Raw genomic sequence first — 26,180 nt, 5'->3', positions numbered from 1 at the left:
ATTCTTTTATGATTAACAGAATCATTGATTTTTCAATCAATAACAAATTTATTATCGGTCTGCTCACATTGGCACTTATCGGTGCCGGTATCTACAGTATGACCCAGGTTCCCATTGATGCTGTGCCGGATATTACGAATAATCAGGTGCAGGTCATCACGCAATCGCCCAATTTGGGTACAGAGGATATAGAGCAGTTCGTGACCTATCCCGTGGAAGTGGCGATGAGCAACTTACCGGACGTTAAGGAAATCCGCTCGGTATCTCGTTTCGGACTCTCTGTGGTAACCGTGGTTTTCGATGATGATATGGGAACCTATTTGCCCCGACAGCTCGTTTCCGAAAAACTGACCGAAGTACGCGAACAGATTCCCGAAGGTTTTGGCCAACCGTCTATCGGGCCAATCTCAACGGGGTTGGGCGAAATCTATCAGTACACGCTTGAAGTTGAAAAAGGATATCAAGACGACTACTCGGCAACCGAACTGCGAACGATTCAGGATTGGATTGTACGCAGACAGATGGCAATGGTTCCCGGTGTTGTGGAAGTAAACGCCTTTGGTGGGAACAAAAAACAATATGAAGTGTCCGTTGACACTGACGAGCTGCGAGCAATAGGCGTCACGATTTCGGAAGTCTTCCAGACCCTTGAAAGCAACAACCAGAATACGGGTGGTGCCTATATTGAACGTAACCATCAGGCCAATTTCATTCGTGGCGAAGGTCTTGCCAGAAATGTTTCGGACATCGAAAATATGGTCGTCAAGACCGTTGAGGGTATTCCCATTAAAATCAAGGATGTGGGTAACGTTCGCATCGGAAGTGCGGTGCGCTACGGTGCATTGACCAAAGATGGTAAGGGCGAGGCCGTTGGTGGGATGATACTGATGCTGAAAGGGGCGAATTCCAACGAGGTCATCGAAAACGTGACCCAGCGAATGGAACAGATTCAGCAATCCTTGCCTAAAGGCGTGGTCATCAAACCGTTTCTTGACCGTAGCGAACTGATTGCCGAAACCACGGGAACGGTGACCACAAACCTTTTGGAAGGCGGCCTTATTGTCATCTTCGTACTGGTACTACTTTTAGGGAACTGGCGTGGTGGGCTGATTGTGGCTTCGACCATTCCCCTATCGCTGTTGTTTGCCTTTATCCTGATGAACGTCTTTGACGTTTGGGCCAACCTGATGAGTTTGGGGGCCATCGATTTCGGTATCATTGTGGACGGCGCGGTAATCATTGTGGAAGCCACGGTGTTCCTAATGTATTCCTACGTGGTCAAAAAGAAGGCGGTCAGTTCGGAAAAACGAGATGAAATCGCAGCCAAGGCTTCCAAAAAAATGATGAACGCAGCCTTTTTCGGTCAACTTATCATCCTTATAGTATTCCTTCCCATATTGGCGTTGGAAGGTGTCGAGGGCAAGATGTTCCAGCCTATGGCACTCACGTTCATCTTTGCAATGATTGGTGCGATGCTGCTCTGCCTGACCTATGTGCCGATGGTATCCGCCCTGTTCCTACGACCACCGAAAACCGAGAAGAAGTCTTATGGCGATAGGTTCGTGCATTGGATAGAAAGAAAATACGAACCCTTGCTTACGAAGGCACTTTCAAAGGGAAAAATAGTCGTCGGTATTGCACTTGCCCTTTTTGCGGTGACCATATTTGTCTTTACCAGAATGGGCGGCGAGTTCATTCCACAATTGGACGAGGGCGACATTGCCTTCCACGCCATTTTGAAACCGGGAAGTTCGCTCTCGGAAACCATTGAGACGACCACCAAAATAGAACGCATCGTCAAGGCTGAATTTCCAGAAGTGGAAACCGTCCTGAGCCGTATCGGTGTGGCCGATGTGCCCACTGACCCTATGCCGATGGATATTGCCGATGTCTTTGTCATCCTCAAGCCGACCGATGAATGGGTATCTGCGGAAAGTAAAGATGAACTGGTCGAAAAGATGAAAGATGCCATTAGTATTGTTCCTGGTGTCAATTTTGAGTTTACCCAACCTATCGAAATGCGCTTTAACGAACTGCTCACGGGCGTTCGTGAAGATGTGGCCATCAAGTTGTTCGGTGAGGATTTGGACGTGCTTGCAAGCAAGGCCGAAGAAATGGGCAAAATCATTGCGACCGTTCCCGGTGTTGCCGATATGAAAGTCGAGGCCACCGATGGACTGCCGCAAATTACCATTGATTACAACCGAAACAAAGTGGCACAGTACGGCCTGGAAATCGACCAGCTTAACAATGTGGTGCAGGCCGCATTTGCAGGCGGTAAGGCAGGTGTGATTTTCGAGGGCGAAAAGCGATTCGATTTGGTAGTTCGGTTGCAAAAAGAAAACCGCCAGGATATCGAAGATGTTCAAAACCTCTTCATCAATCTGCCCAACGGTTCCCAGATACCCTTACGGGAAATCGCCGAAGTAAGCTATGAACCCGGACCGATGCAGATAAGCCGTGACAACACCAACCGTAGAACGTATGTGGGCATCAACATCCGTGACAGGGACGTAAAGTCGGTTGTCGAGGACATTCAGGCAAGACTGGATGCGCAGTTTGAGTTGCCCGCAGGCTACTACATACGCTATGGTGGTGCATTCGAAAATCTGGAACGGGCCAGCGACCGATTGCAGACCGTGGTTCCCATTGCGCTGTTGCTCATATTCATCCTGATATATTTTGCCTTAAAATCCTTTCCACAGACCCTGATGATCTATCTGGCCATCCCGATGGCGACCATAGGTGGTGTGTTTGCCCTTTGGCTCAGGGATATGCCGTTTAGTATTTCAGCAGGGGTCGGTTTCATTGTTTTATTTGGGGTAGCCGTATTGAACGGTTTGGTAATGATAAGCGGACTCAACGAACTGAAAGAGGAAGGTGTGACCGATTTGAAAGAACGTATCATCGAGGGCACCAAACGACGGGTGCGCCCTATAATGCTCACGGCTTTCACCGATATCCTTGGGTTTCTACCAATGGCGATTTCCGCATCCGCAGGGGCGGAAGTTCAGCGACCGTTGGCGACCGTCGTTATTGGTGGATTGATTACATCCACCTTGTTGACCCTTTTTATTCTTCCCATTTTCTATCAATGGGTAGAAAAACGCTCGGAACGTAAAGTAAAGGTCAATCCAAAAATGGTAACCGCTTCTGTAGTGGTATGTTTCTTTTTTGCTTTCGCAGAAGTAGAAGCGCAGCAAGTTCGTCTGAACGATACGCTGCCTGTTGTTTCATTGGAACAGGCGGTAGAAATTTCCAAGGAAAACTATCCGCTCTTAAAAACAAAACAACTGGAAATCCAAAAGCAGTACGCCCTGAAAGGCACGGCCTATGATTTAGGGAATACCCAAGTGTTTACAGGCGGTGAGGAAGTTTCGGACGGTCAGGGCATCTATACCATTGTAGGCGTTGGCCAACAGAACATCAACCTGTTCGGTATCGGTGCGAAGAAACGGTTGCAAAAACAGCGTATCGCCTTGGCGGAAAGTGCTCTTAACCTTTCAGTACTTCAAGTCGAACAGGAAGTCAAAAAAGCGTGGTCAGAGGCCTATCAGCAACGGCAGAAATTTGAACTCTACCGTGAACTGGATTCCATCTATTCCCAATTTGAAAAAGCCATTGAACTGAATTACGAGGTAGAGGCCATTTCACGTTTGGAATATTCATCGGCAACCAATCAGGCCTTACAAATCACCAATAAACTGCAACAGGCCGAAAGCGATTATGCCATTGCCCTACAGAAGCTCAATCTGTGGTTGGTTTCCGACACGTTCTATACCGTTCCCGATACCCTTGATGAAAATGAAGTGGCAGTACTGGGAATTCCATCAACTATAGAAAGCCATCCAGAACTGGAACTTTCGCGAAAGCAGATTGAGGAAGCCCAAGCCAGCTACCAAGCTGAACGTTCCGATTTATTGCCCAATCTCAACCTTCAGGGCGGACTGCAACAGGTGAACGGCAGTAGCGGGTTCTATACCTATCAGGCAGGAATATCCCTTCCGCTGTTCTCTGGCACGGAACGCAGTCAGGCCAAGGCAGCCAAAATCCAAAGCGAAATTGCCGAGACCAATGCAGCCTTTGTAAAACGGCAATTGCAATCGGAATACCAACAGGCGTTGCAAGCCTATCTAAAATGGGAAGCATCCTGGCAATTCTATAAGGACAAGGCCTTACCACTTGCCGAGGAACAGCGACAAGGCGCATTGTTGGCCTATAAGGAAGGTGCTGTGGATTATTCAGCCTTTACCCAAATTATTAGGGATGCCATACAGACGGAAATGGATGCGCTGGACGCACTCGACAATTATCTAAAATCAGTTTTCGAACTACAATATTTCAAGCAATAAAATGAAAAATCTATCAACATATACAGCTATTGGTTTGTTGGCGATGCTTTTGGTGTTGGCCGCTTGTGGCGATTCCAAAAAAGAATCCGTAGAGAACAACAAAGCCAATGTGGAAACGGAAAAAGAACATTCCGAGGGCGAAGCCGAGGAAGTAATGCTCACGGCCAAACAGTTCGATGCCCTGCAAATGGAAATCGATACCCTGAAAATGCGGAATATGAACGGGTACGTGGAAGCCAACGGACAGTTGGAAGTCCCGCCACAGAACGAGGCCACCGTCACAACGGTAGTGGGTGCCAACGTGGTTTCCATCGAGGTCATTGAGGGCGATAAGGTCAACAAGGGTCAAACGGTTGCCTACCTATCTCATCCCAATATCATCGAAAAACAGACCGATTATCTCGATGCGTTCAGCAACAGCCAGTTTCTAAAAAAGGATTACGAGCGGCAAAAAACATTGTATGATGCAGGCGTGGGCAGCGGTGCCAACTTTCAAAAGGCCGAAGCAGAATACCAGGCATCCCGAAGCAGGGTCAACGGTCTCGAAGCGCAACTGCAACAATTGAGCATTAGCGCATCTGGCGTGCGGAACGGAACTATATATCAGCGGGTGGCACTTAGAAGTCCCATCGAAGGGTTCGTGGAAAAAGTTACCATAAAAACTGGCCAATACGTGGATCCGCAGACGGACTTAATGGAAATTGTGGATACCCACCACGTACACGCAGATTTGATGGTTTTTGAAAAGGATGTCCATAAGGTGAAGGAAGGCCAAAAAGTGGTATTCAATGTACAGTCCATTCCCGGAAAGGAACTGATTGCCGAAATCTATTCCGTAGGAAAGACCTTTGAACAAAACCCGAAGGCGATTCACGTACACGCCGAAATCGAGAACAAGGAAGGTAACCTGATTCCCGGGATGTACATACAGGGGCGCATCCAAACGGAAAATACACAAACTAAGGCGATGCCCGAAGCTGCCATAGCAGCCGATGGCGAGAGATTTTTTGTATTCTCGGCCGAAAAGGAAGGTAATGATTGGTCGTTCAAACCCATTGAAGTCACCAAAGGCACCCACGATGGCAATTGGATTGCCATTGATCTTTTGAGCGAACAAGAACCGAATACGCAGTATGCCGTCAACAACGCTTACTATCTAATGGCGGAACTAAAAAAGGGCGAAGCGGAACACAGTCATTAAGGATATGGAAGCGACAAGAAAACAAGACTTAAAAACAGCGAGGACACTTCAAATCTGGAACGTCATTTATGACGTAATCGAAGTGGTCGTCTCACTTGTTGCAGGATTCACAGCGAACAGTTCGGCATTAATTGGTTGGGGACTTGACAGTACCATCGAGGTCATAAGCGCAGGAACATTGGGCTGGCGATTGCACGGTGAAATCAAGGGAATTGATGAAAGACGCGTAGAAAAACGTAAAATGATAACGCTCTATGTCATAGCTATATCTTTTGCGCTTATCTGCCTGTTCATTTCCTATGATTCCATTTCAAAACTTATCAGTCAAGAAACGGCTTCGTGGTCAACGGTCGGGATAGTGATTCTGGCAGTATCGCTCATAGTGAACCCTATTTTGATTTACTACAAACGAAAATATGGACATAAGCTCGACAGTCCCGCACTATTGGCCGATGCCAAGGACACATTTATATGCCTCTACCAAACCGTGGTCGTACTCATTGGGCTGTTGCTCGTAAAATGGCTGGGTTGGTGGTGGGCAGACCCTGTTGCAGCTTTATTGATAGTTCCCTATGCAGGAAAAGAAGGCTGGGAAGCCTTTACCAAAGCGAAAAATATTAGAAAAACACTCGACAAAAAATGAAAGAAATAGAAAAAAGATTGAATGACAATGGCGTTCGCCCCACGGCGATGCGAATACTTATCTACAAATATCTTGCAGAAAAGGACGTGGCCACCTCGCTGACCGATATTGAGACGGCTTTCGCGAAAGCGGACCGAACTACCCTTTTCAGAACCCTAAAAACTTTTGAACAAAAGGGCGTGGTTCATCAAATAGACGACGGAACCGGTGTTCATAAATATGCCTTATGCGAACCTGGTTGCAATTGTGAGCTTGAACAAGATTTGCACCTGCATTTCCATTGCAACAACTGCGATGAGACCGTTTGTTTGACCGAACATAAGATTCCGCATATCAACCTGCCCGAAGGCTTTGTGGCAGAGGATGCCAATTTGGTATTAAAGGGCATTTGCGACAAGTGCAGCGGACAATAAATGCACTTCCGTTGCACGGGTCGAAGCCTTATATTGAAAGCTGAAAAGTCAAAAATTATGGTACAGTTTATAGATACAACAAAAGAAAATCTGATAGCCGCAAGGCTATCGGGAAAATTGGATGAAGCCAACTTAAAGACCATCCACCAGCGTATCCATCAAATCATCGATAAAGGTCACAAAGTGGACTTCTACTTTGAAATGGAAGATTTTGAAGGCTATACGCTCAAGGGATTTTGGGAAGACATCAAGACCGATGCAGCCCATATCAACGATTACGGGAAAATAGCATTCGTCGGGAATAAAAAATGGCAGGAATGGGCGGCCAAGGCAACCGATTTTTTTACCGGAAGTGAAGCCAAATATTTTGAAATGAAAAACAAGGAAAAGGCAATGGCTTGGATTGAATCTTAAAACTCTAAGTAAAAACTAATGATTATGAAACTCAATACCACGATACCGGAAGGTCTAAAGCTATTCTATTTGAATGAACTGAACCTATATCGTTCTTCATTACATAGTGGAAATTCATCCCAAGCTTGGCATCACCTTGAACGTTCCCATATTCTCGGTCAATCCTACCCGTTGGAACATACCTATACCCATTGGTTAATGTTAAAATTCGGGTTACGCCAGCGAAACACAAAAGAAGTTCTGGGTCAGGTGTTGCGACTTTTGGTTGGTGGTTGGAAATCACTTATCGACCACGTACCTATCGGAAATACGGGTGGTAGTAACGTACCACCTTTGAAAAGAATGGAAATGCCCGAAGACATAGCCAAAATTTTAAATAAATACCGAAAAACGCAATGAAAAAGAAAAAAGTAAACTTACGGGATTTAGACCCGAAAGAACATCAAGGTGAGCACAGTCACGATGACGGCCATAACCATAGCAGTGCCGCAGAGGTATCCAATTTTAAGACCTACTTGCCCGCCATTTTCAGCTTTTTAATGCTGATTACGGGCATTGCCATAGATTATTTCGATACGTTCCCATTCTTCAGGGGCTGGGTGCGGATTATTTGGTACACTGTAGCTTACATTCCCGTTGGGTTTCCTGTTATTAAGGAAGGTTGGAACAGCATCAAAAAAGGCGATTTCTTTACGGAATTTTTACTGATGTCCATTGCCACCTTGGGGGCATTCGCCATAGGCGAATATCCCGAGGGTGTGGCCGTAATGCTATTTTATGCTGTGGGCGAACTCTTCCAGAATGCTGCGGTAAATCGGGCAAAGGGAAATATAAAGGCACTTTTGGATGCGCGACCCGATGAAGCATTGGTTTATAGAAATGAGGATTTTGTTTCGGTCAATCCCGAAACGGTCGAGATTGGTGAAAGAATTCAGGTTCGCGTAGGCGAAAAAATTCCTTTGGACGGCATTTTACTTTCAGAAAAAGCATCGCTGAACACGGCTGCCATTACCGGTGAAAGCAAACCCGATACCATTGCCAAGAGCGAAAAAGTCTATGCGGGAAGCATCAACTTGGATGGGGTCATTGAAGTAAAGACTACCAAAGAATTTAAGGACAGTTCCATCGCGCGAATCTTGGATATGGTTCAGAACGCTACCGCCCGAAAATCTAAAACGGAACTGTTCATTAGAAAATTCGCCAGAATTTATACACCCATCGTGGTTTTCCTTGCCATCGGACTGACGTTTTTGCCCTATTTCTTCGTGGACGATTATGTGTTTAGGGATTGGCTCTACCGCGCTCTGATTTTCTTGGTAATTTCCTGTCCCTGTGCCTTGGTCATATCCATTCCCTTGGGCTATTTTGGCGGATTAGGTGCGGCATCCCGCAACGGGATTTTGTTCAAGGGTGCGTCCTTTCTCGATGCGATGACCAAGGTAAATACCGTGGTAATGGACAAAACGGGTACAGTTACCAAAGGGGTCTTCAAGATTAAGGAAGTGGTCAATAAATCCAATTTTGCAGAAGCGGAATTTATGCAATACCTGATGGCGATGGAAGAACAATCCACCCATCCCATTGCAAAAGCGATACTGGAATATAAGGCCGATGGTGCCGATTTTGAAGCAACCGAAGTTTCCGAAGTTGCTGGAAAGGGACTGAAAGGTACGGTCAATGGAAAGCAGGTATTAGTGGGCAATAAAGCTTTGATGGTTTCTAATAGCATCGAAGTCCCCTCTGAAACCGATACTATAGTCGAATCCATAGTAATGGTAGCCATCGATAAAAAGTTTGCCGGATATGTAACCATTGCCGATGAACTGAAGGAAGATGCACACCAAGCCATCAATCAGATACGAGAGGCGGGTATCTCTAAAATCATAATGCTCTCGGGCGACAAGGATTCCATTACCCAACAGGTGTCTGAAGAATTGAAAATCGATTGGGCGAAAGGTGGTCTGCTACCGGAAGATAAACTGAACGAAGTCGAGAAACTCAAAAAACAACCTGATACGACTGTAGCCTTTATGGGCGACGGTATCAATGATGCGCCCGTACTTGCTGCAAGCGATGTAGGTATCGCAATGGGTGGTTTGGGTAGCGATGTGGCCATCGAAACGGCGGATGTTATCATCCAGACTGACCAACCGAGCAAGATAGCGAGAGCGGTCAAAATCGGTCGTTCCACCCGAAGGATAGTTTGGCAGAACATCGGATTAGCGTTTGGGGTGAAGGTAATTGTTCTTATCCTCGGTGCTGGTGGTTTGGCATCGATGTGGGAAGCTGTGTTTGCTGATGTTGGGGTGGCATTATTGGCAATTTTTAATGCTGTGCGGTTACAAAAAAAGAGGTGGAAATGATATTCTTTCCAAGTCATTAATGCGATGTTATTTAATATTTACCGTTAAAAATCTGCTATCTTTATAGGTCACAACAAGTCCTATTTTATGATACATATTCTTACAACAGGCGGCACCATTGAAGGACTGGATTATGTGGACGGAAAAGGTGTAACCCAATCAAATGTCACGATTCAAGGTTTTCTTGAGAAAGCCAATGTTGATTTTGATTACACCATCGAAAGTGTGTTCAAAAAGGATAGCAGGGCCATCACAGATAAGGACAGAGCGCAGTTGGTTTGCAAGATTAAGGAATCTGCTGCGACAAAAATTTTGATAACTCACGGTACTTTCACGATGGAAGATACCGCAAAATATATCGGAAAACTCAACCTGAATAAAACCATCGTACTGGTTGGGTCTTTCATTTTAGGTTCATCTGCAGAGACAGATGCACCATTTAATTTAGGCTATGCACTGAGCTCATTACAGCTTCTAAAACCGGATGTTTATATTGCTATGAACGGACAGATTTTCAATTGGAACAACGTTTCAAAGAATTTAGAAACCAACAAATTTGAGCGCAATGACCAGTAATGTAAATGTTCGGCACATCAATACATTGGACAACTTTCTTCTATCTTTTAATAGATACGGTCATTGTATTGCTCACTTTTTACTTTTCAAGAAGGAATACACGAAGTAGCCTTCGACGGTTTTTATATCTCGGCGTACTTTTCATTACGTACAATGCCACGGGTGGATTTTTACCCATAGACAACTTTCCAGGACCATTCATCCTTCAATATATCATTACGTATGGTGTGGCCATTGCATTATGCGTATATATCGTTTACTACCTCTATAAAGAATATGATATCGTCGTATTGAAATTCAACTCATCCATTAAAAATCTCGCATTTTTAGCGAGTGGCAGCTATGTTGTTCTTTTTTTGATGCCTTATTTTTTGACAGACTCTTTGGATGCGGCTCGCTTTCTTTTTACTATTCCCATATCCTTAATAGCGTTTATATTTCTCATCATTTTCTATAGACGTATTTCAAATCCGAGCAATCCGAATGCGTTTATTTTAAGGCGAAACAAATTATCTATGGTGAGTGTAGCAAGTATAGCCCTGTTACCCATCTGCACCGTAATAGGTGATTATCAATGGATAACCTTTACCGTAATGAATTTGGCCTTCTTTGCCATCACAGCCATTGAGGTAGATAGATATTTATACTTCATTGAAAACAATACCCGAATGTATGAGGTATTTGCCCTGAAGAAAAAACAGCGCGAAGAATCTGTAGAGCGCAAGATAATCTATGAGGATTTAACCCGACGGGAAATTGAAGTTGCACTATCCATCCTTAGCAATCTTAGTTATAAGAAAATTGCCGAGGAACTTTTCATTGCCGAAAGCACCGTATCAAAACACGCCTCAAACATCTTCAAAAAGACTGGCGTGAAGAACCGTCGCGAATTTTTAAAGCGATTTCGCAAAAAAAGATGAGCAAATTACCTCTGAAACAACCTAAGTAAATTCAACGTCTCACAAAATTTCCGTAGAAAAATACGGCTCGTTCCGTAATTAAATACGGCAAGTTTTCCTTGTACGTTTACGAAGTAAAATTATTTTAGTGAGAGTTCCATAAAATACACCAATGAACCACAAATTAAATGACCTGTGGCATTCATTTATATCATTTTGCAGGACTATGATATCATCTAACCAACCGTATCAACTAAATCCCATTTCTATGGTTTCATATCAAATTACACCTGCTTATGGACTTTCAATTATTAACACAGCGACTAAAAAATGAACTTGATGGTATAAAACTTCAAAATAAGAGCATCCTTGAAAGGGCACACCGTTCCATTGGGCTCTGCCGTGATTCATTAAGCACGCTTAAAAAAGAAGTCCTGTCGCAAGGCTTCAAATCCATTCAAGACGAAATCCATTTTTTTAAAGTAACCAAACAAGTCCCTCTCGTTGAGTTAATCTATTATTCCGAAATCCATTCGTTTGAAATTCAATTTCCGAAAATCGACTTAAAAAGCCAACTCAAATCCATCAAAAAGAAAAGCAACAAACTCAATCGTTTCTTTCTCTACAATCTGGACTTCGGAAGATACATTGATTCAGGGCAGACGCATTTTGACAAAGAATATTACACTCGTGATTATCTCAATGGGTATCATATCACACTTTCCAAATTCTATTTCCAAGACCCAGAATTCTGTACGGCAAGGGATATGTTGCTCGGCAAATACAATGCCTACAAGTCCCTGACCAAATATTTAGTGGACAAGCAAAACAGATTGAAAAACGGGTTGAACGGAAATGAGATTTTCTTATCTAACAATGAAAAAATGCACTGGCCGTTCAGCAATACAGACTATGTGGAACTCATTTATGCACTTCACGCGAAAGGGCTTGGCGCTAAAAACAATCTGAGTATTGTTAAAATTTCAGATTATTTAAGCCAGATTTTCGATGTTGAGCCGAAAGACATTTACAAAACCTATCAAGACATCAAATACAGGAAAAAAAGCCGAACCCTTTTCCTTGATGAGCTGACCACTTCTCTTCTTTCTGAAATGGATAAAAGTGAGAAATAGTAGTGTCTATTAGCCATTTATCCATCAAATCAAAATATAAAAAAAACCGTAGTACGGTTAACCTACGGTGATTTCATTTTTAACCTCGTTCCCATAAAATTCAGTTCATTTTGAGTGAAAATTTCGGAATCAATACAGTCAAATAGCACCAAATCATACCAGAATTAAAGATGTTAAATTTTCACCGTAGTACGGTCGTACTGGAGAAGAAAATCCATTAATCCATAGCAAATTTGTAGAACGAAAGTCAAATCGGGTTAAGGACTATCAATAAAAATTTAAAACCTCTGATAGTCCTTTTCTTTTAAAATCGTTCTATTATGCCGACAAGTATCATCACCACAGACGACCTTCGGGAATTCAAAATGGAATTGCTCGATGACATCAAAAGTCTTTTAGCCAAACAGGCTTCTGGAAAAATCAAGAAGTATCTAAAGTCTTCCGAAGTAATGGATTTGCTTCAAGTGAGTCCGGGAACACTTCAGAATCTTCGCATCAATGGCACCTTACCCTACACAAAGGTAGGCGGAATCATCTATTATGATTCCGAGGAAATTCAAAAGGTAATGGATGCCAACCGTGTGCATCACGGAATAAATTCCTGAGAATATGAACTACATAAAGCTACTCAACGCGGCTTTTGAAACGTTCTATTTTGATGACCGCCTAAATCCTACCCATATCAGTCTGTATATGGCGCTGTTCCAGGAATGGAACAGCTGTCGCTTTATGGACGAGTTCTATGTAAATCGAAGAGAATTGATGCGCGTGGCCAAGATTGGGTCAAAATCAACTTACCACAGGTGCATAACAGAGCTTCATTCTTGGGAATACCTATCCTACTTTCCTTCCAATAATCCGTATAAGGGCAGTAAAATCAAGATGTCCATTTTAGGGACAAGTGATGAACCAGCTACGGGACAGTACAATCCCATATTAGAACAGCTTGCAGAACAGTACTATCCCAGAGGTGTACCGCTTGAGGGACACCACCATCCCAAAAATGGACAGGCTGTGTACCAACACCGTCCCACCAATGGACAAGCATTGGTATCTAATACAAACAATATCAAACAAGAAAACTTAATAAAACAGCCAAAGGACTGTCTGGCTGTCGTTGATTTTTTTGAAGAAAAGAATTTTGATAAAGCTGAAGCTGAAAAGTTCTACCAGCACTACGCTGACCGAGATTGGCAAACAGGCGGTGGCGAACCGATTCGGGATTGGCGAGCTGTGGCTATCAACTGGATGGATAGAACCGAATTGTTCGAATCAGAAAACAAACCAAACAAAAAACAACCGTCCCAAATCAAGGACAACTTGCGAACCACTAAATCGAAAGACTATGGACAACCCCTCTAAAATCACCGAAGGCGGCGTGGAATATTCGCTCGGCAAATTTGATGGGAAAAGCGTACTTTACGACTTCCCAAAAATCTTGATTTATTTGAATGCCAAGGGCAAGTTGCTATTTGGTAAAAAGTTCAGGATTTATGATGAGGACAAGGGCATTCTGTTGAAGCTTTGTTCATATTTTATCAAAGACAAGGACAACTGTGAGAAATATGAAATCGACATCGAAAAGGGCATCCTGCTTTCCGGACCTGTTGGCTGTGGCAAGACGAGTTTAATGAAGCTGCTACGACATATCGTCCCTCTGCAAAGGCCTTACGAAATGATTCCTTGCCGGAACGTGACGTTTAGCTTTAACCACTTGGGTTTTAAAACGGTTGAAGAATATGGCAACACAAAATTCTACTGCTTTGATGATTTGGGCGTTGAGCCTGCTGGCCGTTTTTATGGTAAGGATTTGAACGTAATGGGTGAAGTATTACTCTCTCGTTACGAACTCTATCTCGATACCAAACGCAAAATAAAAACCCACGCTACCACCAATCTCAATGCCGCAGAACTGGAAGAACGCTATGGTAACCGTGTCCGAAGCCGAATGCGGGAACTCTTTAATTTGATTGCTTTTGATACAAAAGCTGTGGACAAAAGGAAGTAGCTCAATTTCTGAAGGACTTATATAGCAGAATCACTTCTGAAATGAATTGTAAAACAATATCCTTTAAGCTCTTTGTTAACTCTAAAATTAGTTCTTTCATAATCAAGGTATTTTTAATAGTGATAAAATAGCGATTGCAATACGCTGAAGATTTCCATATTCAGAAATGTAATGACTCTCATCTTTATTACTCAAGAACCCCAATTCCAAAAGAACTGAAGACATAAAGTCCGTAGTTTCCCGAAGCACTTGAAAATTGGCAAACTTCACGCCTCTACTTTCAAAACCCAGTTTCTCATTCAAGTCAGCTTGTAATTGAAAGCCAAACCAAGTTGCTTCATCCAAAAACTTTGACCTTTGATTAGAGACATAGACTTCCACACCTCTTGCATTCGGATTATCGGAATGATTGCAATGCAAAGACAAGTATAAATCTGCATTCAAAGCTATCGCTATTCTTGCCCTATCCCTTAATGAAATTAAGGTATCACTATAACGTGTTTGATAAATTTCCACAGTCTTACTGTGTTTTTTCTCTGCCAATTCCGAAATCGACCTTGCTATTTCCAAGGTTATACTCTTTTCCTTTAAGTTATTTACCCCAATCGCACCAGAATCATTTCCGCCGTGGCCAGGGTCAATTACGATAATTTTTTTTGCATCCAAATCCTGCCCAAAAAGGATGCAACTTTTGAGAAGTAAAATCACAAAACTGACGTTTTTGAGCCACTTTTTCATTTTCAACTTTTAGGTTTTCAACAGTTGGATTTCAAAATACCATAGAATTTGACACCAAATAACAGCAACGAAAATCAAATAATATCAAATAATATTTTATTCACAAATATTTGATTTTCAGTATTTTATATTCAAATATATGTAAATTTCACATAACGGAAATGAACCAAAATTTTAAACTCATTCGTTATGAAAAAAACATATTATTTGGCGGGCGTTCTTTCGCTCTTATCCACATCGCTTTTTGCACAGATTGGTGGTATTGAAGATTCGGTCAATGACGTTTCCGATACCATCAGAACCATTTTTCCCATCATCTTAGGGGTCATATTTCTCATTGGCTTTTTGTTCAATGCGGGTCATTTCTTTGGTGAGAATGCTGACCTTAAAAAAGGAATTACGCGCGTATTGGTCTTTGTACTGATTGCAGGTGCAGTAGTTGGAATCTTCACCTATCTCATAGGCATCGTGGTATAAGATGAAGCGGTTCGAGGTCTATAGAAATATGCGGAAACGGGCAGTCATTTTTGGTCTGCCCATTTCCCTGTTCGCTTTAATGATGGTATCCATTTTGGCATCACTGCTCATTATCATTTTTTCTTTCAGCTTTGGCATCATCATCGGGCTAATGGTCTTTAATGGTGGGCTCTACATAGCCCTAACGCGAATTGCCAACAACCCTCAGCTTTTTCAAATAGGCAATCCATTTCCAAGAATCATCAGTAACAAGCGTAATTCTGGTTTTGATTATGAATAAGTTGAACCTTTCGGCATATCAACCCATTGCAGATATTCAGGATAATATCGTTTTTGCCAATAACGGTAATGTAGTTCTGTGCTATAAAGGAAACTTACCTGAAATCTACTCGCTATCCGAAAAGGATTTTGAGGATATACACGGTGCCTGGTTTCAGGCCTTGAAGTCATTGCCTGATGGAACGGTCGTCCACAAACAGGACATCTATTTGAAGAAGTCCTACTCTTCAGAACAGTTGCCTAACGAATCCTTTCTCGAAAAAGCGACTCACAATCATTTTAAAGGGCGTGGTTATATCGAACATCAATGCTATCTGTTTTTTATCCTGACCAAAAACAAGGCACTCAACAATCCTAAATATGTCAATCCGTTCCGCAAGGTTTCCATAGGAATTGTCCAACAACTGGATGATAACATTAAGGTGTTTGCCAATGCAGTAAGCGATTCGGTTTCATTTATCAATAACAGCCGAAAGATGCGCTTTGTTTCGCTTAAAGCGAAAGAGATAGAAGACTTGACCAGCTCATACTTCAATGGATTCAGTGAAGGTTTTGATACTGATATTCTTCTCGAAAAGAAAAACGTCACCATTGGTGACAATCATTTTGATGCCCTGGCCGTCAACAGTGAACTGTGCTTTGGCGAAAGTGTGCAGAGTAGCAAGACCAATGAGAAATTCACTTCGGACGATTTTGTGTTTCATCAAGGGTTTATTGATGGCTTAGGGCTTACGCTGAATGAAAATCACATCGTCAACCAAATCCTGTATTTGGATGATAAACAGAAATGGCGAAAACTACTCGATAAGAAAATCGAAGAGTTGAACAAAAGTTCCAATTTCGGTTCACAAAACAAAGTGGTGTTGGGCAAAATCCAGCACATACTTGACCAAATTAATGCCGACGACAATGCACGGATTATTCGTGGCCATCTCAACGTTGTGTATTGGGCGAAGGACAAAAAGAATCTCGATTCGATTACCTCAAAAATCAAGACTGAGTTTAAGGAACTCGATATCATCCCTTACTATCCGCGAGGTGAAGAACGAAAAAATTACATCCTCAATAGCTATTGCTGTTTCTCATCCAATTTTTCGAATAATGATTTATACGTCACCGATTTAAAGCACGCACTTTGCCTTTTCATCAATAACACCAATTACAAATCTGACGATACTGGAATCATTTTTAACGACCGAGAACATAACATTCCTGTTTTAAAGGATGTTTGGGATGAACGTAAGAAACGTATCAAGGCCCGAAACTTTGCCATTTTTGCACCAACGGGCGAAGGCAAATCGTTCCTTGCTAATAACATTCTACGTCAATACTTTGAAAATGGGGTTCGGTTGGTCATCATCGACTTGGGTGGTTCATACACTAAATTTGCCAAGCTCTACCCTGAGAAATACACCGTGCTTCGCTATGAAAGTGGAAAGAATTTGGGTATCAATCCATTCTTTATAAGCGATAAAAATGACCTCACACCGGAACGTCTTGAGGATTTATCGGTTTTCCTTTTTGAATTGTTTGCTTCAGATTTAAAAGTGACCAAAGCGCAATCGGTTTCGGTCAAAAAAATATTGCGCCATTATTACGATAGCACCTCTGAAAACCATTCTCTGGAAGGCTTCTACAATTTTATAGAAAGGCATCAGAAGGATATTCTGAACACCCTTAAAATCCATCCCGACTACTTTAATGTCACGAGCTTTCTGCACGTGATGTCTGAGTATGTCGGTGATGGTCTATATAGTTTTCTGTTTGAGGTCAGCGAAGACCAGACCTATAAAATAGAAGATAAGCGATTGATTGTTTTTGAGCTCGATGAAGTGAAGGACAATAAGGAAATTTTATCCGTAATGCTCAAGTTGATTAAGTCGGCTATCCAGCGTACCATTTGGCGAAATCGCGCCGAAAAAGGCATCATCCTGTTTGATGAGTTTGCCAAGCAACTGAAGTTCGACAACGTATTGGAAAGTGTGGAATTCTATTATCAAGCCATCCGAAAACAAAATGGTGCTATCGGTATCATTTTACAGTCCATTAATCAGCTACCAAACAATTCCACATCGGCAAGTATTCTTGAAAACACACAGGTCATCTACAGCTTAAACAATGAAAAAGGCTACGATGAGCTGGTCAAAAGGCTTAACCTTTCGAGCCACGATTTGAACCAATTAAAGTCCATCAAAAACAATCTTTCCGGACCACGGAAGTACACCGAAATGTTCATCAAAATCGGGAAGGAAAGCAACATCTTCCGGTTAGAAGTTCCAAAGGAAGTTTATGCCGCCTACTTAACGGATGGAAAGGAAAACGAGGAAATAATGAAGCTCTACAATGAGCATCAGGATATGGAAAAAGCAATCATTCAATTTACATCTAAAACATAATATTATGAAAACAAAAATCAAATCAATTTTATTTGGATTGGCACTGGCAATAGCTCTTTTATTGCCAAGCGGTGCTACCGCCCAAGGGATGCCAGTTTATGATAACACCAACTTTATCAGTTTGGTAAAACAGCTATTGGAATCCGGTAAGCAGACTGCGGAAATGATTAAGTCCGTAAAGTTCTTGAAGGATGCCAAAGAGGCGATAGAGAAAGTATCGAGCGTCGTCCAACAGCTTAGGGCAGTTGAGGAAATCGCACAGAACAATCAGCGCCTTATCAATGTAATGCAGAACGACCTTCAGGATATTTTGAATTCGCCCTACATCAAACCCGAGGAAATTGACAAGGTTATGGGTTCTTTCGAAACCATTGTACAAAATTCCCTTGACACGGTTGATTTCATAGACGAAGTTCTCTCAAGTGATTATCTAAAAATGAGTGATGCCGAACGTGCTGAAATACTGAAAGCCAAGGAACTGGAATCGAAGCAGATGGTTTCCAATATCACTATGAAAACAAAACGCTACCGTGATATTATTTCATTCAGAAAGATGCAGGATAAAGTCAATAATCGGGAAACAGAGTATTAAAAATGACCGCGACCATCATTTTAGGAATTGGCTTGGAATACATCGATACGGTTTTCCAGACCATACAGGCCAGCGACTTTTCGCAATATACCATTGCCGGAATGAAAACGCTCGCTGTCCTATTTTTCTTGGTCAATATTCTTAAAAAATACAACGAAGGCGTTGCTGATAAAGACGGCTATACTTGGGGTTTGAGTCCGGGCGAATTGGCCAAGAATTTTGCCATTGTGCTTTTGGTCATATTCTCAACGCAGGTATTAGGGTTTTTTGATGGGATTTTAGTGGCCATCGAAGGACAGTATCGAGGAACCGCACCTGCATTACTACCGTTACAGATGCAGGATATACCATTAGAGGAAGATGTAAGTCTTTTTGATGCGGCAAGTTCGGCAATGACACTTTTGTACGAGGCGTTGGTGACGCCATTGTTTGGATTCAAAATTTTGGCCTTTATATTAAGTACCATACTCTGGATATTGGATTTGTTCATCTATCCGCTATTCTTAGCAGAGCGTTTTTTCCTATTGGGAATAATGCAAGCCTTTTTTCCTTTGGTCATTAGCCTTGCCGTATTTGAAAAGTTTCGCTCGCTCGCCTATACCTTCTTTAAACTGTACGCTGCCGTTTATATGCTTGTGCCAGCCTTTTTTCTGGTCAATGTGTTTGTCAATGCCATTTATACGGAAATCAACACCAATTTCTGGGTCAACCTATTCGGAACTGACACAGGCCAGAGCTTCTTTGCACCTGTGGTCCAGTTAGGCTCAGTAGGGTTTATCGTGTTCCTGAAATTCAAATTGTACAGACGTGCTACCTCTTTCACCCTAAGATTATTTACCAACTGATTATGAAAACACCGTACAAGAACATTTACAAAGTCCTAATGTTGAACCGCTTTATCGTGATGGCCGTGGTGGTATGCTCGATGTTGTCCAGTAGCTTTTCCATTTGGATGGCGTTCAAAACAAAAAAAGATGCGCTAAACAGTGCTTTCGCCATCAATACAGACGGTAGTATTATCCCTCTGAAGCTCGTTACCCAAAAGGAAAATTTTAAGGTAGAAGCTTTGGCACATCTGGATTTGTTCCATACCTACTTCTATAATATTGATGCCAGCAACTACGAACGCAATTTGGAAAAGGCGCTTTGGCTGGGAAATAGTTCTGTAGATGACCTTTACCGTCAGAAAAAGGCTGATGGTGTCTATAACCGATTGTTGCAGTATTCACTCGTGCAAAAAGTATTGAGTATCGATTCTCAAGTTGAGCAACAAAACGGAAACCACGTCTTCCGAACCGTTACCATTTTTGAAATCAACCGTGGATCCGTCATTGACACTTACGAATTGGTATCTACTGGAAACTTGATTATGGTAGACCGAAACTTTCCCAACAATCCACACGGATTGTTGATTACCAATTATTTCGAAAACACTTTAAGAAAAATAGATTATGAAAGTAGAAAAGAATAAAATCATTTTTGCTGGTGTACTCGCCATCATTTTCCTCTTCCTTATCTCATATTCAGTGATGCTTATGGAAGATGAGGACAATGATGAAGACACCTTGCAACAGACGCTTGTTCCTGAACTGGAAGATGACCAAAAGGAATATGATTCCAAACTCGATGCGATTAATGACCTCAAAGAAGTCCGCGAAAGTAAAGCACCCAGCATCTATGATGAAAAGCTACTGGACTCTACGGGACTGTACAATCCCGATTTGCCCGAACAAAAAAAGCAACGCATTGTGGACAGCATTTACAAGGCTGGCAAGATAAAGTATTCTGGAAAACGCTATCATAATTTGGGACAAAAGCGAGTTGTTCAACAAACAACACCAAAGGTGGATTCTGCTGAAGTTAAAAGAGAACAAAAAATTGAAGCCAAGGAATTGGGTCTGGAACATCAACTGTTTTTTGCGGCCTCGCCCAAGCCCAATGAAGTTTCAATTATCGGCAATACTGATGAAACGATTTACGTAGTCGTAGATGGTGACCAAATTGTTCAAGCGAATACCCGATTGCGGATGCGCCTAACCAAATCGGCTACCATCAATGGTAAACTGATGCCGAAGAACACACCAGTTTTCGGCTTTATCAGCTTTCAGCCCAATCGTGCTTTAATTGAAATTGAGAATATTAAACACCATCCCACCAAACTAAAAGCCTTCGATTTACAAGACGGTAGCGAGGGCATTTATGTAGAAAACAACTTTAGGGAAGAAGTAACCAGAGAGGTATTTGATGATGTTATTGGTGATATTAATATTCCCAGCGTACCGCAAGTGGGCGGACTTACCCAAGTATTTAGGCGTTCTAACCGCAGGGTAAAAGTAACCGTCCTGAATAATTACAGATTAATTCTAAAACCAAAGTTATGAGAGCGATAATTTCAATATTGACTGTATTTATTTTTGCTTTCGCGAAAGCGCAAACAACTATAAAATTAGATACCATTTATGCAAACGACACCAAGAATGTTGCACTATTCTTCCCAGAACCTATTCGGCAAGGTATAACCGGTTCAGATAATTTTGTCTTTACCTACAATCGTGAGAAAGAACAGTATTTCGGCCTGTTGCAAGCCAAGCCAGGAAAGGAAAGTAATTTGCTGGTAGTCAACAGAAATGGCTCGATTTTTTCGTATATTGTAAGGTATAAAAAACAGCTTTCTAAGCTCAATTATTTTATTCCGATATCAAGTAGTATCGGGAATGAAAAACCGATTGTTACCGATTCAATTCTTGCTGAATCTTCTGAAGAGCGTGTAGATAACAGAACATACCATTACCAAAAATTCTGCGCATACCTTCTCAATAGGAAACAGCGCATTGGTCGTATCAAAAAGCGAAATGAAGGCATTGTTTTAAGTGTTGAGAATATTGTTTTCGATAAAGAAGAACTGTACTTCGTCATCCAGATTGAGAATAATTCTACTTTGGATTACGATTTGAATTTCTTGAACCTTTCGATTGAAACACGACAAAAAGGAAAAAAAAAGTCATTGCAACGCCTATATCAAGAACCGATATACAAACATAAATTGCCTTCAAAAATTGTGGAAGGCCAAATGCTACGGTTCGTTTATGTGTTGCCCAAGTTCTCATTATCCAATGATCGTAGGGCTGTTTTAGAACTAAACGAAAAAGATGGTGAACGAAATATCGAAATGAGACTGTCGCACAGATATATCAATAACCCAAATTAAAGTCATTATGAAAAATATTGTTGTTTTCTTACTTGTAGTGCTGTTCCTCTCTTGTGCCGATTCTAAAACTAAAGTTTCAGGACCAAGTGCCACAGCCCAAGTTGTTATCGAAAGCTTTTATGAAAAGGATGAAGAAACCTTAAAAGCCAACTCAACGCCACAGGCTTATTCCAACTATATGAATACCATAAATATGTTCAACGCTACGCCAAAAGATGATTCCAACTTTACTGTTTTGCGGGACACGATTATGGGCGACGTAGCATGGGTAAAATACACCACAGCTTACGATAAAACACCTGGTCTCTTTAAGCTGGTTAAACAAGATGGTAAATGGCTGGCGGATGCCAGAGGTTCAAAGGATAAGTCGCCTTTTTGATGAAAGGTAGTTGTTAGTGTTTCGGTAGCTTAACTTCCCAATAACCTTGTGTGCCACCTTGACGTACTAATACGCCTTTATTCTTGATTGCTGTTATATGTTTTCCAACAGCAGATTCATTAATACCTAAAGCGTCTGCTACTTCATTATAAGTTATAGATGGATTTGCAGCAATAAGTTTAACTACTTCTTTTTGTCTTTTGGTAAGTGTAGTTGCGGCATCAATTGCAGCATCTGTTACACCACCTGTTACACCACCTATTTGACCACCTTTTGCACCACCATCTTCAACAGTAGTTTCTTTAGCTACAAACGTCATTCTAAGAAAGTTATCAGAAAAATTAAAACTCTCTTTACCATAGTGTTCTAAAATACGAGGGATGACTATGATTTTAAGCGCTTTTTAGAGAGGTAAAGTCAAACATAAAATGCTGAATAGAAAAATCATTAGGATGATTGGACCTGTAACAGTCGCCGTGAACACTATTTTCCTCTTTGCTCAAAAACTCAGACGTTCGTTTGTCCTTTTTCAAAAGTTTGTTTATCCCATTAATGGATTTGTCTATTGCACCTTCTAAAACGTATCCCAACAAGCAACCTTCTTGGTACTTACCAGACAGAAAGTTGTTGATTCCTGTATTTATGTAGCGTCGCTTTAAAGCTGAATCATTTTCTTTCAAGTTTTTAGCCTCCATATGGTAAACGTATTCTAAATTGGAAGTAATGACTGAAAACTTAAGGTCAATTCGGGACAATTTAGCAGCAAAGCCTTTTTCCTTTTTCATTCCCTTCTTTGGTAGCGGTTCCTCTACATTGGAATAGATATTCCATTCCAATCTCAGAGGATTATCCTTTATATGTTGGTGCAGTTGGGCTGTGATGTCGTTTTCATCCCAATTTCTTTTAATGGCATTATCTTCCAACGCGGTAGAATAAGAATCGGTTATCAACCTAAGACATTTATTCTCAAAGCCCCTTTTGAAGCTGTTAACTATTCCTTTATCCAGCCCCATTAACTACACTTCGTTTAAAATTTCCAATATCAATTCCGAAGCATCCTCAATTGCCATTGATTGCGTCCAGAATCTTCTTTGGTTGGGACGGATAACAAAAACTTCATTACCTGTCTTATAGTTTAGCTTCTTTCTGAAATAGATATTTGTGCTTTGCTTTGCCCATAAATGTTTGTCTATTTTCTGTAATTCTTGGGTCACATTTTCTTGAGATTCCGCAATACCGCTTTTCTCTGAGTCAAATGAAAGTTTGATTATCATTAAGGGCGAAAAATGTGGTGTTTCAAAAACTGTTGCGTTACAAACTATATTCTGATTGTCCAGAAAATTATTCAACTCAGAACATATCCGATTCGCGTAGTGCGCAATATTTTTTACTGGCGCTAAAGCTTTTGATTTTTGTTTATTCTCAAATAAATCAAGGCTGAAATCCAAGCTATCATTGATAATGATCATTTCTTTTTCGGACATCCCCAAAACATCTTCTGATATAATTTTGTCGATTGATTTTTCTATATCAGAGTAGTCCTTGAAGAGGATATCAGAGTTTATACCGTTCATAATTTGGTTGAAGTACTTGGTTAGGCCTGCCAGATGATTCTTTTTGAGTAATTTAATTATGGCGGGTGTTTCCAATACTTCATCCTTAAAAATCTGCTCTCTCTCAATTCCCCAGGATGAACTGACCATAAACAGTATATATGTTGTGATTTTGGAATTGAGTATGCTAACCAGTGCCTTCTTTTTCTCAGGCTCAACATTGCCGTTAAATATGTAACAGGCTGTTGTACAGTAAGAAAAATAATCGATGTAGGATGCAGCGATTTTTCTTTTTTGCTGCCCCTTTTTGAGAATTACGAAAGGTGGTTCAAAGAGTTTTGAATCTATATTCCTAAAGTATTTACTGTTTTGTTCTGAGGCACTTTTTGGGGTATAGAATCTTCGAATATATCTTGAATTGATTATTTCTGATGGTATAAAATCTTGATGCTCCCTATCGCCATTTAATCCTGATCTTGGTGGATTCCAATTATTATTAGCATCATTAAAATATTCATTGTAAGATTCAATATTTGATGCAATTTTTTTAATAATATTAAAGTCGTTCATTCCTCCCCACATTGCAATTTTCCAAATTTTGCTATCTGGCTTTTGACACTCTTCCCTTGGTAAATATTTTAAATCTGAACTATCAATACTTACACCTTCAATAATATTTGACTTAATGTAGGTTTTGGGGGCATAGTATTGTATAGTATCGGATTTGTCTTTTGGGGTACTATTTCGATAAAAAACAATACTGATTGGCCCAGTAGCTGACCCGAAAAGTTGTCCTCCAAAGTTTTTGGGTGCTTTTCGAAGTATTGAGAAATTGTAAACTTTCTCTACATAACACTCATTAAAAAGCCATTTTCTGAAAACCTGGTATGTGGAAGCATTATTTGTAAGTACCTTGGTGTTGAAAATAAGAGCTATTTCTCCATTTTTTGCAAATGTTGTTGCTTTGTGCATAAACGGAAGAACCATTTCCTTGGCGAAACCATATTTGTCACTATAATCTCGGATAGATTGTAATAGGTTCTTCGTGCCAAACGGCGGATTCCCAACTACCAAATCAAAGTCGATTGCTTCGACTTGGGGATTCTTTTTGATAGTGTCCGTACGAAACAAATTACTTCCTTGTTTAATTAAGGTCTCGTCAGATGGGTCGTTTATAAGATAGGGTAACTGGTAGTCTTTGTTCTGCCATATCGTTTTTGGATTTAAATTATCGACCAAAGCGAGATATAAGCTAAACGCAGCTACCTTGATTGACTGAGGATGAATCTCTATGCCAAAAATATTGTCCGTGAGTAACTGTTTTAACTCGTTAAAGTCAGTAAGCTTTTTATTATTTGCAATTTCATAGCGTTTTACCAAACGCTTAAAGCTCTCCACCAGAAAAATCCCCGACCCACAAGATGGGTCCAAAATCTTAACGTTGTATTTATTTTCTGCTTGGGAAATAGGCAGTTTTTCATTCAAGATTAACTCAACAAGTGATGGTGGCGTATAATAGGTGCCGGTATCTTGCTTTAAGGTCGGATTTATCTCGGCCAGAAAGTTTTCATAAATTTCGCTGAGCAACTCAATCTGAATAATACTAAAATCAAATAGCCTCCAGTCTTCAAAAAGATTTTGCTGTATCGAATCGTCGTTGCCATTGATGAAACACTTTTTTACTATCTGCAAATGCTCTTTAGAAATTGACTCGCTGTTATCGATGGTAAAGACATTGCCGTTAAAGTACTCTTCGAGTTTCCGAAATAGCGCATAGGTTTTATCAACTTCGTCGAGTATGTCAAAATACGACTGCGCCCCAATTTTAATTTCAGAATAGAACTTGGCATCGGTGGCACCTCTATCTTCAAGATAAAGAAGAAATAAAGAGCGCATAATTATTTTATGAATAAGGTTGATATCCAACCCTTCTGTCTGTAGTTGTTTAGCAGTTTTGGTCAGACTCTCTACGAGATACTTATCTACCCTGCGCTGAAGACTAATCTTATTCCTGATTTTTTGGGCCTCAGCAATTGTCCAGATTATACCGGTATCAATGGCGATGGAAGAGAAAAGACTTAGCAGTTCTTTTAGCTTATTCTTATTGGAAAACTTGTACGATTCTATCTCAAGAGTTTTTAGCTCTTTTTTGTAGTTTGTATCCTTGGACCTGAATTGAAGTGGTTTCTCGGCACAATTATATATACGTATCTCTGTATCGGAATACACATACAAAAAAATCACCTTCTTGAAATTCCATATCTTTCTTTGGGCAATGGCAATTCTTCGAAGGGTCAGGTCGTCGAATCTCTCAACTTTTTTTAGGAATATCGCAGGATAGCTATTTTGGTTTTCATCGGTACTGAAATAAATCTCATCAACACCAAAATCTTTTACTTGATTAAGAACAACAGATTGACTTTCAGTAATTTGTGAAGATTCTGAAGTAATAGATATGGCTCTGTCCAAGCCAAGACTTTCTATTAAATCAAAATCATTCATATCTAAAGCCGTCCAAAATGCTAATAGTTAGTTACATACTAAATTAATTTCAAA

At 41.0% G+C, this 26,180-nt stretch carries 26 protein-coding genes; 22 read left to right on the top strand and 4 right to left on the bottom strand.

Annotated elements, in window-relative coordinates:
* Positions 1-8: 8 nt before the first annotated feature.
* From AAAH86_RS09755 to AAAH86_RS09695, 13 genes are all read left to right on the top strand, one after another.
* Complete coding sequence (locus AAAH86_RS09755) at positions 9-4,352, top strand: CusA/CzcA family heavy metal efflux RND transporter (RefSeq protein ID WP_343487401.1); 4,344 nt, start codon at positions 9-11, stop codon at positions 4,350-4,352.
* A gap of 1 nt (position 4,353) precedes the next feature.
* Positions 4,354-5,553, top strand: a complete 1,200-nt coding sequence (locus AAAH86_RS09750) for an efflux RND transporter periplasmic adaptor subunit (RefSeq protein WP_343487400.1) — start codon at positions 4,354-4,356, stop codon at positions 5,551-5,553.
* Between the two features lie 4 nt (positions 5,554-5,557).
* Complete coding sequence (locus AAAH86_RS09745) at positions 5,558-6,196, top strand: cation transporter (protein WP_343487399.1); 639 nt, start codon at positions 5,558-5,560, stop codon at positions 6,194-6,196.
* The gene (locus AAAH86_RS09740; RefSeq protein WP_343487398.1) at positions 6,193-6,609 is read left to right on the top strand and encodes a transcriptional repressor; all 417 of its coding nucleotides are present in this window, start codon (positions 6,193-6,195) and stop codon (positions 6,607-6,609) included. Before AAAH86_RS09745 ends, AAAH86_RS09740 begins: the two co-directional genes overlap by 4 nt.
* Before the next feature lie 57 nt (positions 6,610-6,666).
* A complete protein-coding gene (locus AAAH86_RS09735; RefSeq protein WP_343487397.1) occupies positions 6,667-7,023 on the top strand; it encodes an STAS/SEC14 domain-containing protein in 357 nt (118 codons plus the stop codon).
* 24 nt (positions 7,024-7,047) lie between these two features.
* Positions 7,048-7,422: a DUF3703 domain-containing protein gene (locus AAAH86_RS09730; RefSeq protein WP_343487396.1), complete on the top strand. Its 375-nt coding sequence runs from the start codon at positions 7,048-7,050 to the stop codon at positions 7,420-7,422.
* Positions 7,419-9,386: a heavy metal translocating P-type ATPase gene (locus tag AAAH86_RS09725; RefSeq protein ID WP_343487394.1), complete on the top strand. Its 1,968-nt coding sequence runs from the start codon at positions 7,419-7,421 to the stop codon at positions 9,384-9,386. Before AAAH86_RS09730 ends, AAAH86_RS09725 begins: the two co-directional genes overlap by 4 nt.
* Before the next feature lie 87 nt (positions 9,387-9,473).
* The gene (locus AAAH86_RS09720) at positions 9,474-9,962 is read left to right on the top strand and encodes an asparaginase domain-containing protein (RefSeq protein ID WP_343487393.1); all 489 of its coding nucleotides are present in this window, start codon (positions 9,474-9,476) and stop codon (positions 9,960-9,962) included.
* A 5-nt stretch (positions 9,963-9,967) separates the two neighbouring features.
* The gene (locus AAAH86_RS09715) at positions 9,968-10,882 is read left to right on the top strand and encodes a helix-turn-helix transcriptional regulator (protein WP_343487392.1); all 915 of its coding nucleotides are present in this window, start codon (positions 9,968-9,970) and stop codon (positions 10,880-10,882) included.
* Between the two features lie 275 nt (positions 10,883-11,157).
* Entirely contained in the window at positions 11,158-11,994 is an 837-nt protein-coding gene (locus AAAH86_RS09710) for an RteC domain-containing protein (protein WP_343487391.1), read from the top strand.
* Between the two features lie 320 nt (positions 11,995-12,314).
* On the top strand, positions 12,315-12,599 hold the full coding sequence (locus AAAH86_RS09705) for a helix-turn-helix domain-containing protein (protein WP_343487390.1): 285 nt from the start codon (positions 12,315-12,317) through the stop codon (positions 12,597-12,599).
* 4 nt (positions 12,600-12,603) lie between these two features.
* Positions 12,604-13,356, top strand: coding sequence for a hypothetical protein (locus tag AAAH86_RS09700; RefSeq protein WP_343487389.1), 753 nt, complete (start codon positions 12,604-12,606; stop codon positions 13,354-13,356).
* The gene (locus AAAH86_RS09695) at positions 13,340-14,002 is read left to right on the top strand and encodes an ATPase (protein WP_343487388.1); all 663 of its coding nucleotides are present in this window, start codon (positions 13,340-13,342) and stop codon (positions 14,000-14,002) included. Before AAAH86_RS09700 ends, AAAH86_RS09695 begins: the two co-directional genes overlap by 17 nt.
* A 102-nt stretch (positions 14,003-14,104) precedes the next feature.
* Here AAAH86_RS09695 and AAAH86_RS09690 read toward each other — a convergent pair whose 3' ends face one another.
* Complete coding sequence (locus AAAH86_RS09690) at positions 14,105-14,740, bottom strand: N-acetylmuramoyl-L-alanine amidase (RefSeq protein ID WP_343487387.1); 636 nt, start codon at positions 14,738-14,740, stop codon at positions 14,105-14,107.
* 189 nt (positions 14,741-14,929) lie between these two features.
* Here AAAH86_RS09690 and AAAH86_RS09685 point away from each other — a divergent pair, with 189 nt between their 5' ends.
* The 9 genes from AAAH86_RS09685 to AAAH86_RS09645 are packed head-to-tail and all read left to right on the top strand — an operon-like array spanning position 14,930 to position 22,071.
* Complete coding sequence (locus tag AAAH86_RS09685) at positions 14,930-15,217, top strand: hypothetical protein (RefSeq protein ID WP_045802054.1); 288 nt, start codon at positions 14,930-14,932, stop codon at positions 15,215-15,217.
* A 1-nt stretch (position 15,218) separates the two neighbouring features.
* Positions 15,219-15,497, top strand: a complete 279-nt coding sequence (locus AAAH86_RS09680; RefSeq protein WP_343487386.1) for a hypothetical protein — start codon at positions 15,219-15,221, stop codon at positions 15,495-15,497.
* On the top strand, positions 15,490-17,892 hold the full coding sequence (locus AAAH86_RS09675; protein ID WP_343487385.1) for a TraG family conjugative transposon ATPase: 2,403 nt from the start codon (positions 15,490-15,492) through the stop codon (positions 17,890-17,892). Before AAAH86_RS09680 ends, AAAH86_RS09675 begins: the two co-directional genes overlap by 8 nt.
* A 4-nt stretch (positions 17,893-17,896) precedes the next feature.
* On the top strand, positions 17,897-18,484 hold the full coding sequence (locus tag AAAH86_RS09670) for a conjugal transfer protein (RefSeq protein ID WP_343487384.1): 588 nt from the start codon (positions 17,897-17,899) through the stop codon (positions 18,482-18,484).
* 2 nt (positions 18,485-18,486) lie between these two features.
* On the top strand, positions 18,487-19,329 hold the full coding sequence (locus AAAH86_RS09665) for a hypothetical protein (RefSeq protein WP_343487383.1): 843 nt from the start codon (positions 18,487-18,489) through the stop codon (positions 19,327-19,329).
* Positions 19,330-19,331: 2 nt separating this feature from the next.
* Positions 19,332-19,955, top strand: a complete 624-nt coding sequence (locus AAAH86_RS09660) for a conjugal transfer protein TraK (RefSeq protein WP_343487382.1) — start codon at positions 19,332-19,334, stop codon at positions 19,953-19,955.
* Complete coding sequence (gene traM / locus AAAH86_RS09655) at positions 19,936-20,865, top strand: conjugative transposon protein TraM (protein WP_343487381.1); 930 nt, start codon at positions 19,936-19,938, stop codon at positions 20,863-20,865. Before AAAH86_RS09660 ends, traM begins: the two co-directional genes overlap by 20 nt.
* A complete protein-coding gene (locus tag AAAH86_RS09650; RefSeq protein ID WP_343487379.1) occupies positions 20,862-21,692 on the top strand; it encodes a DUF4138 domain-containing protein in 831 nt (276 codons plus the stop codon). The genes traM and AAAH86_RS09650 overlap by 4 nt, the downstream gene beginning before the upstream one ends.
* Positions 21,693-21,699: 7 nt before the next feature.
* Positions 21,700-22,071: a hypothetical protein gene (locus AAAH86_RS09645; RefSeq protein WP_343487378.1), complete on the top strand. Its 372-nt coding sequence runs from the start codon at positions 21,700-21,702 to the stop codon at positions 22,069-22,071.
* 13 nt (positions 22,072-22,084) lie between these two features.
* Here AAAH86_RS09645 and AAAH86_RS09640 read toward each other — a convergent pair whose 3' ends face one another.
* From AAAH86_RS09640 to AAAH86_RS09630, 3 genes are all read right to left on the bottom strand, one after another.
* Positions 22,085-22,390, bottom strand: coding sequence for a winged helix-turn-helix transcriptional regulator (locus AAAH86_RS09640; protein WP_343487377.1), 306 nt, complete (start codon positions 22,388-22,390; stop codon positions 22,085-22,087).
* A gap of 73 nt (positions 22,391-22,463) precedes the next feature.
* Complete coding sequence (locus AAAH86_RS09635; RefSeq protein WP_343487376.1) at positions 22,464-23,084, bottom strand: hypothetical protein; 621 nt, start codon at positions 23,082-23,084, stop codon at positions 22,464-22,466.
* Positions 23,085-23,087: 3 nt separating this feature from the next.
* The gene (locus tag AAAH86_RS09630) at positions 23,088-26,126 is read right to left on the bottom strand and encodes an N-6 DNA methylase (protein WP_343487374.1); all 3,039 of its coding nucleotides are present in this window, start codon (positions 26,124-26,126) and stop codon (positions 23,088-23,090) included.
* Positions 26,127-26,180: the final 54 nt, after the last annotated feature.

Origin of the sequence: Allomuricauda sp. d1, assembly GCF_039592695.1 — a bacterium.
Lineage (GTDB): Bacteria > Bacteroidota > Bacteroidia > Flavobacteriales > Flavobacteriaceae > Flagellimonas_A.
The sequence above is the reverse complement of the archived record's forward strand: the minus strand, read 5'-3'. Positions and strand labels throughout refer to the sequence as shown.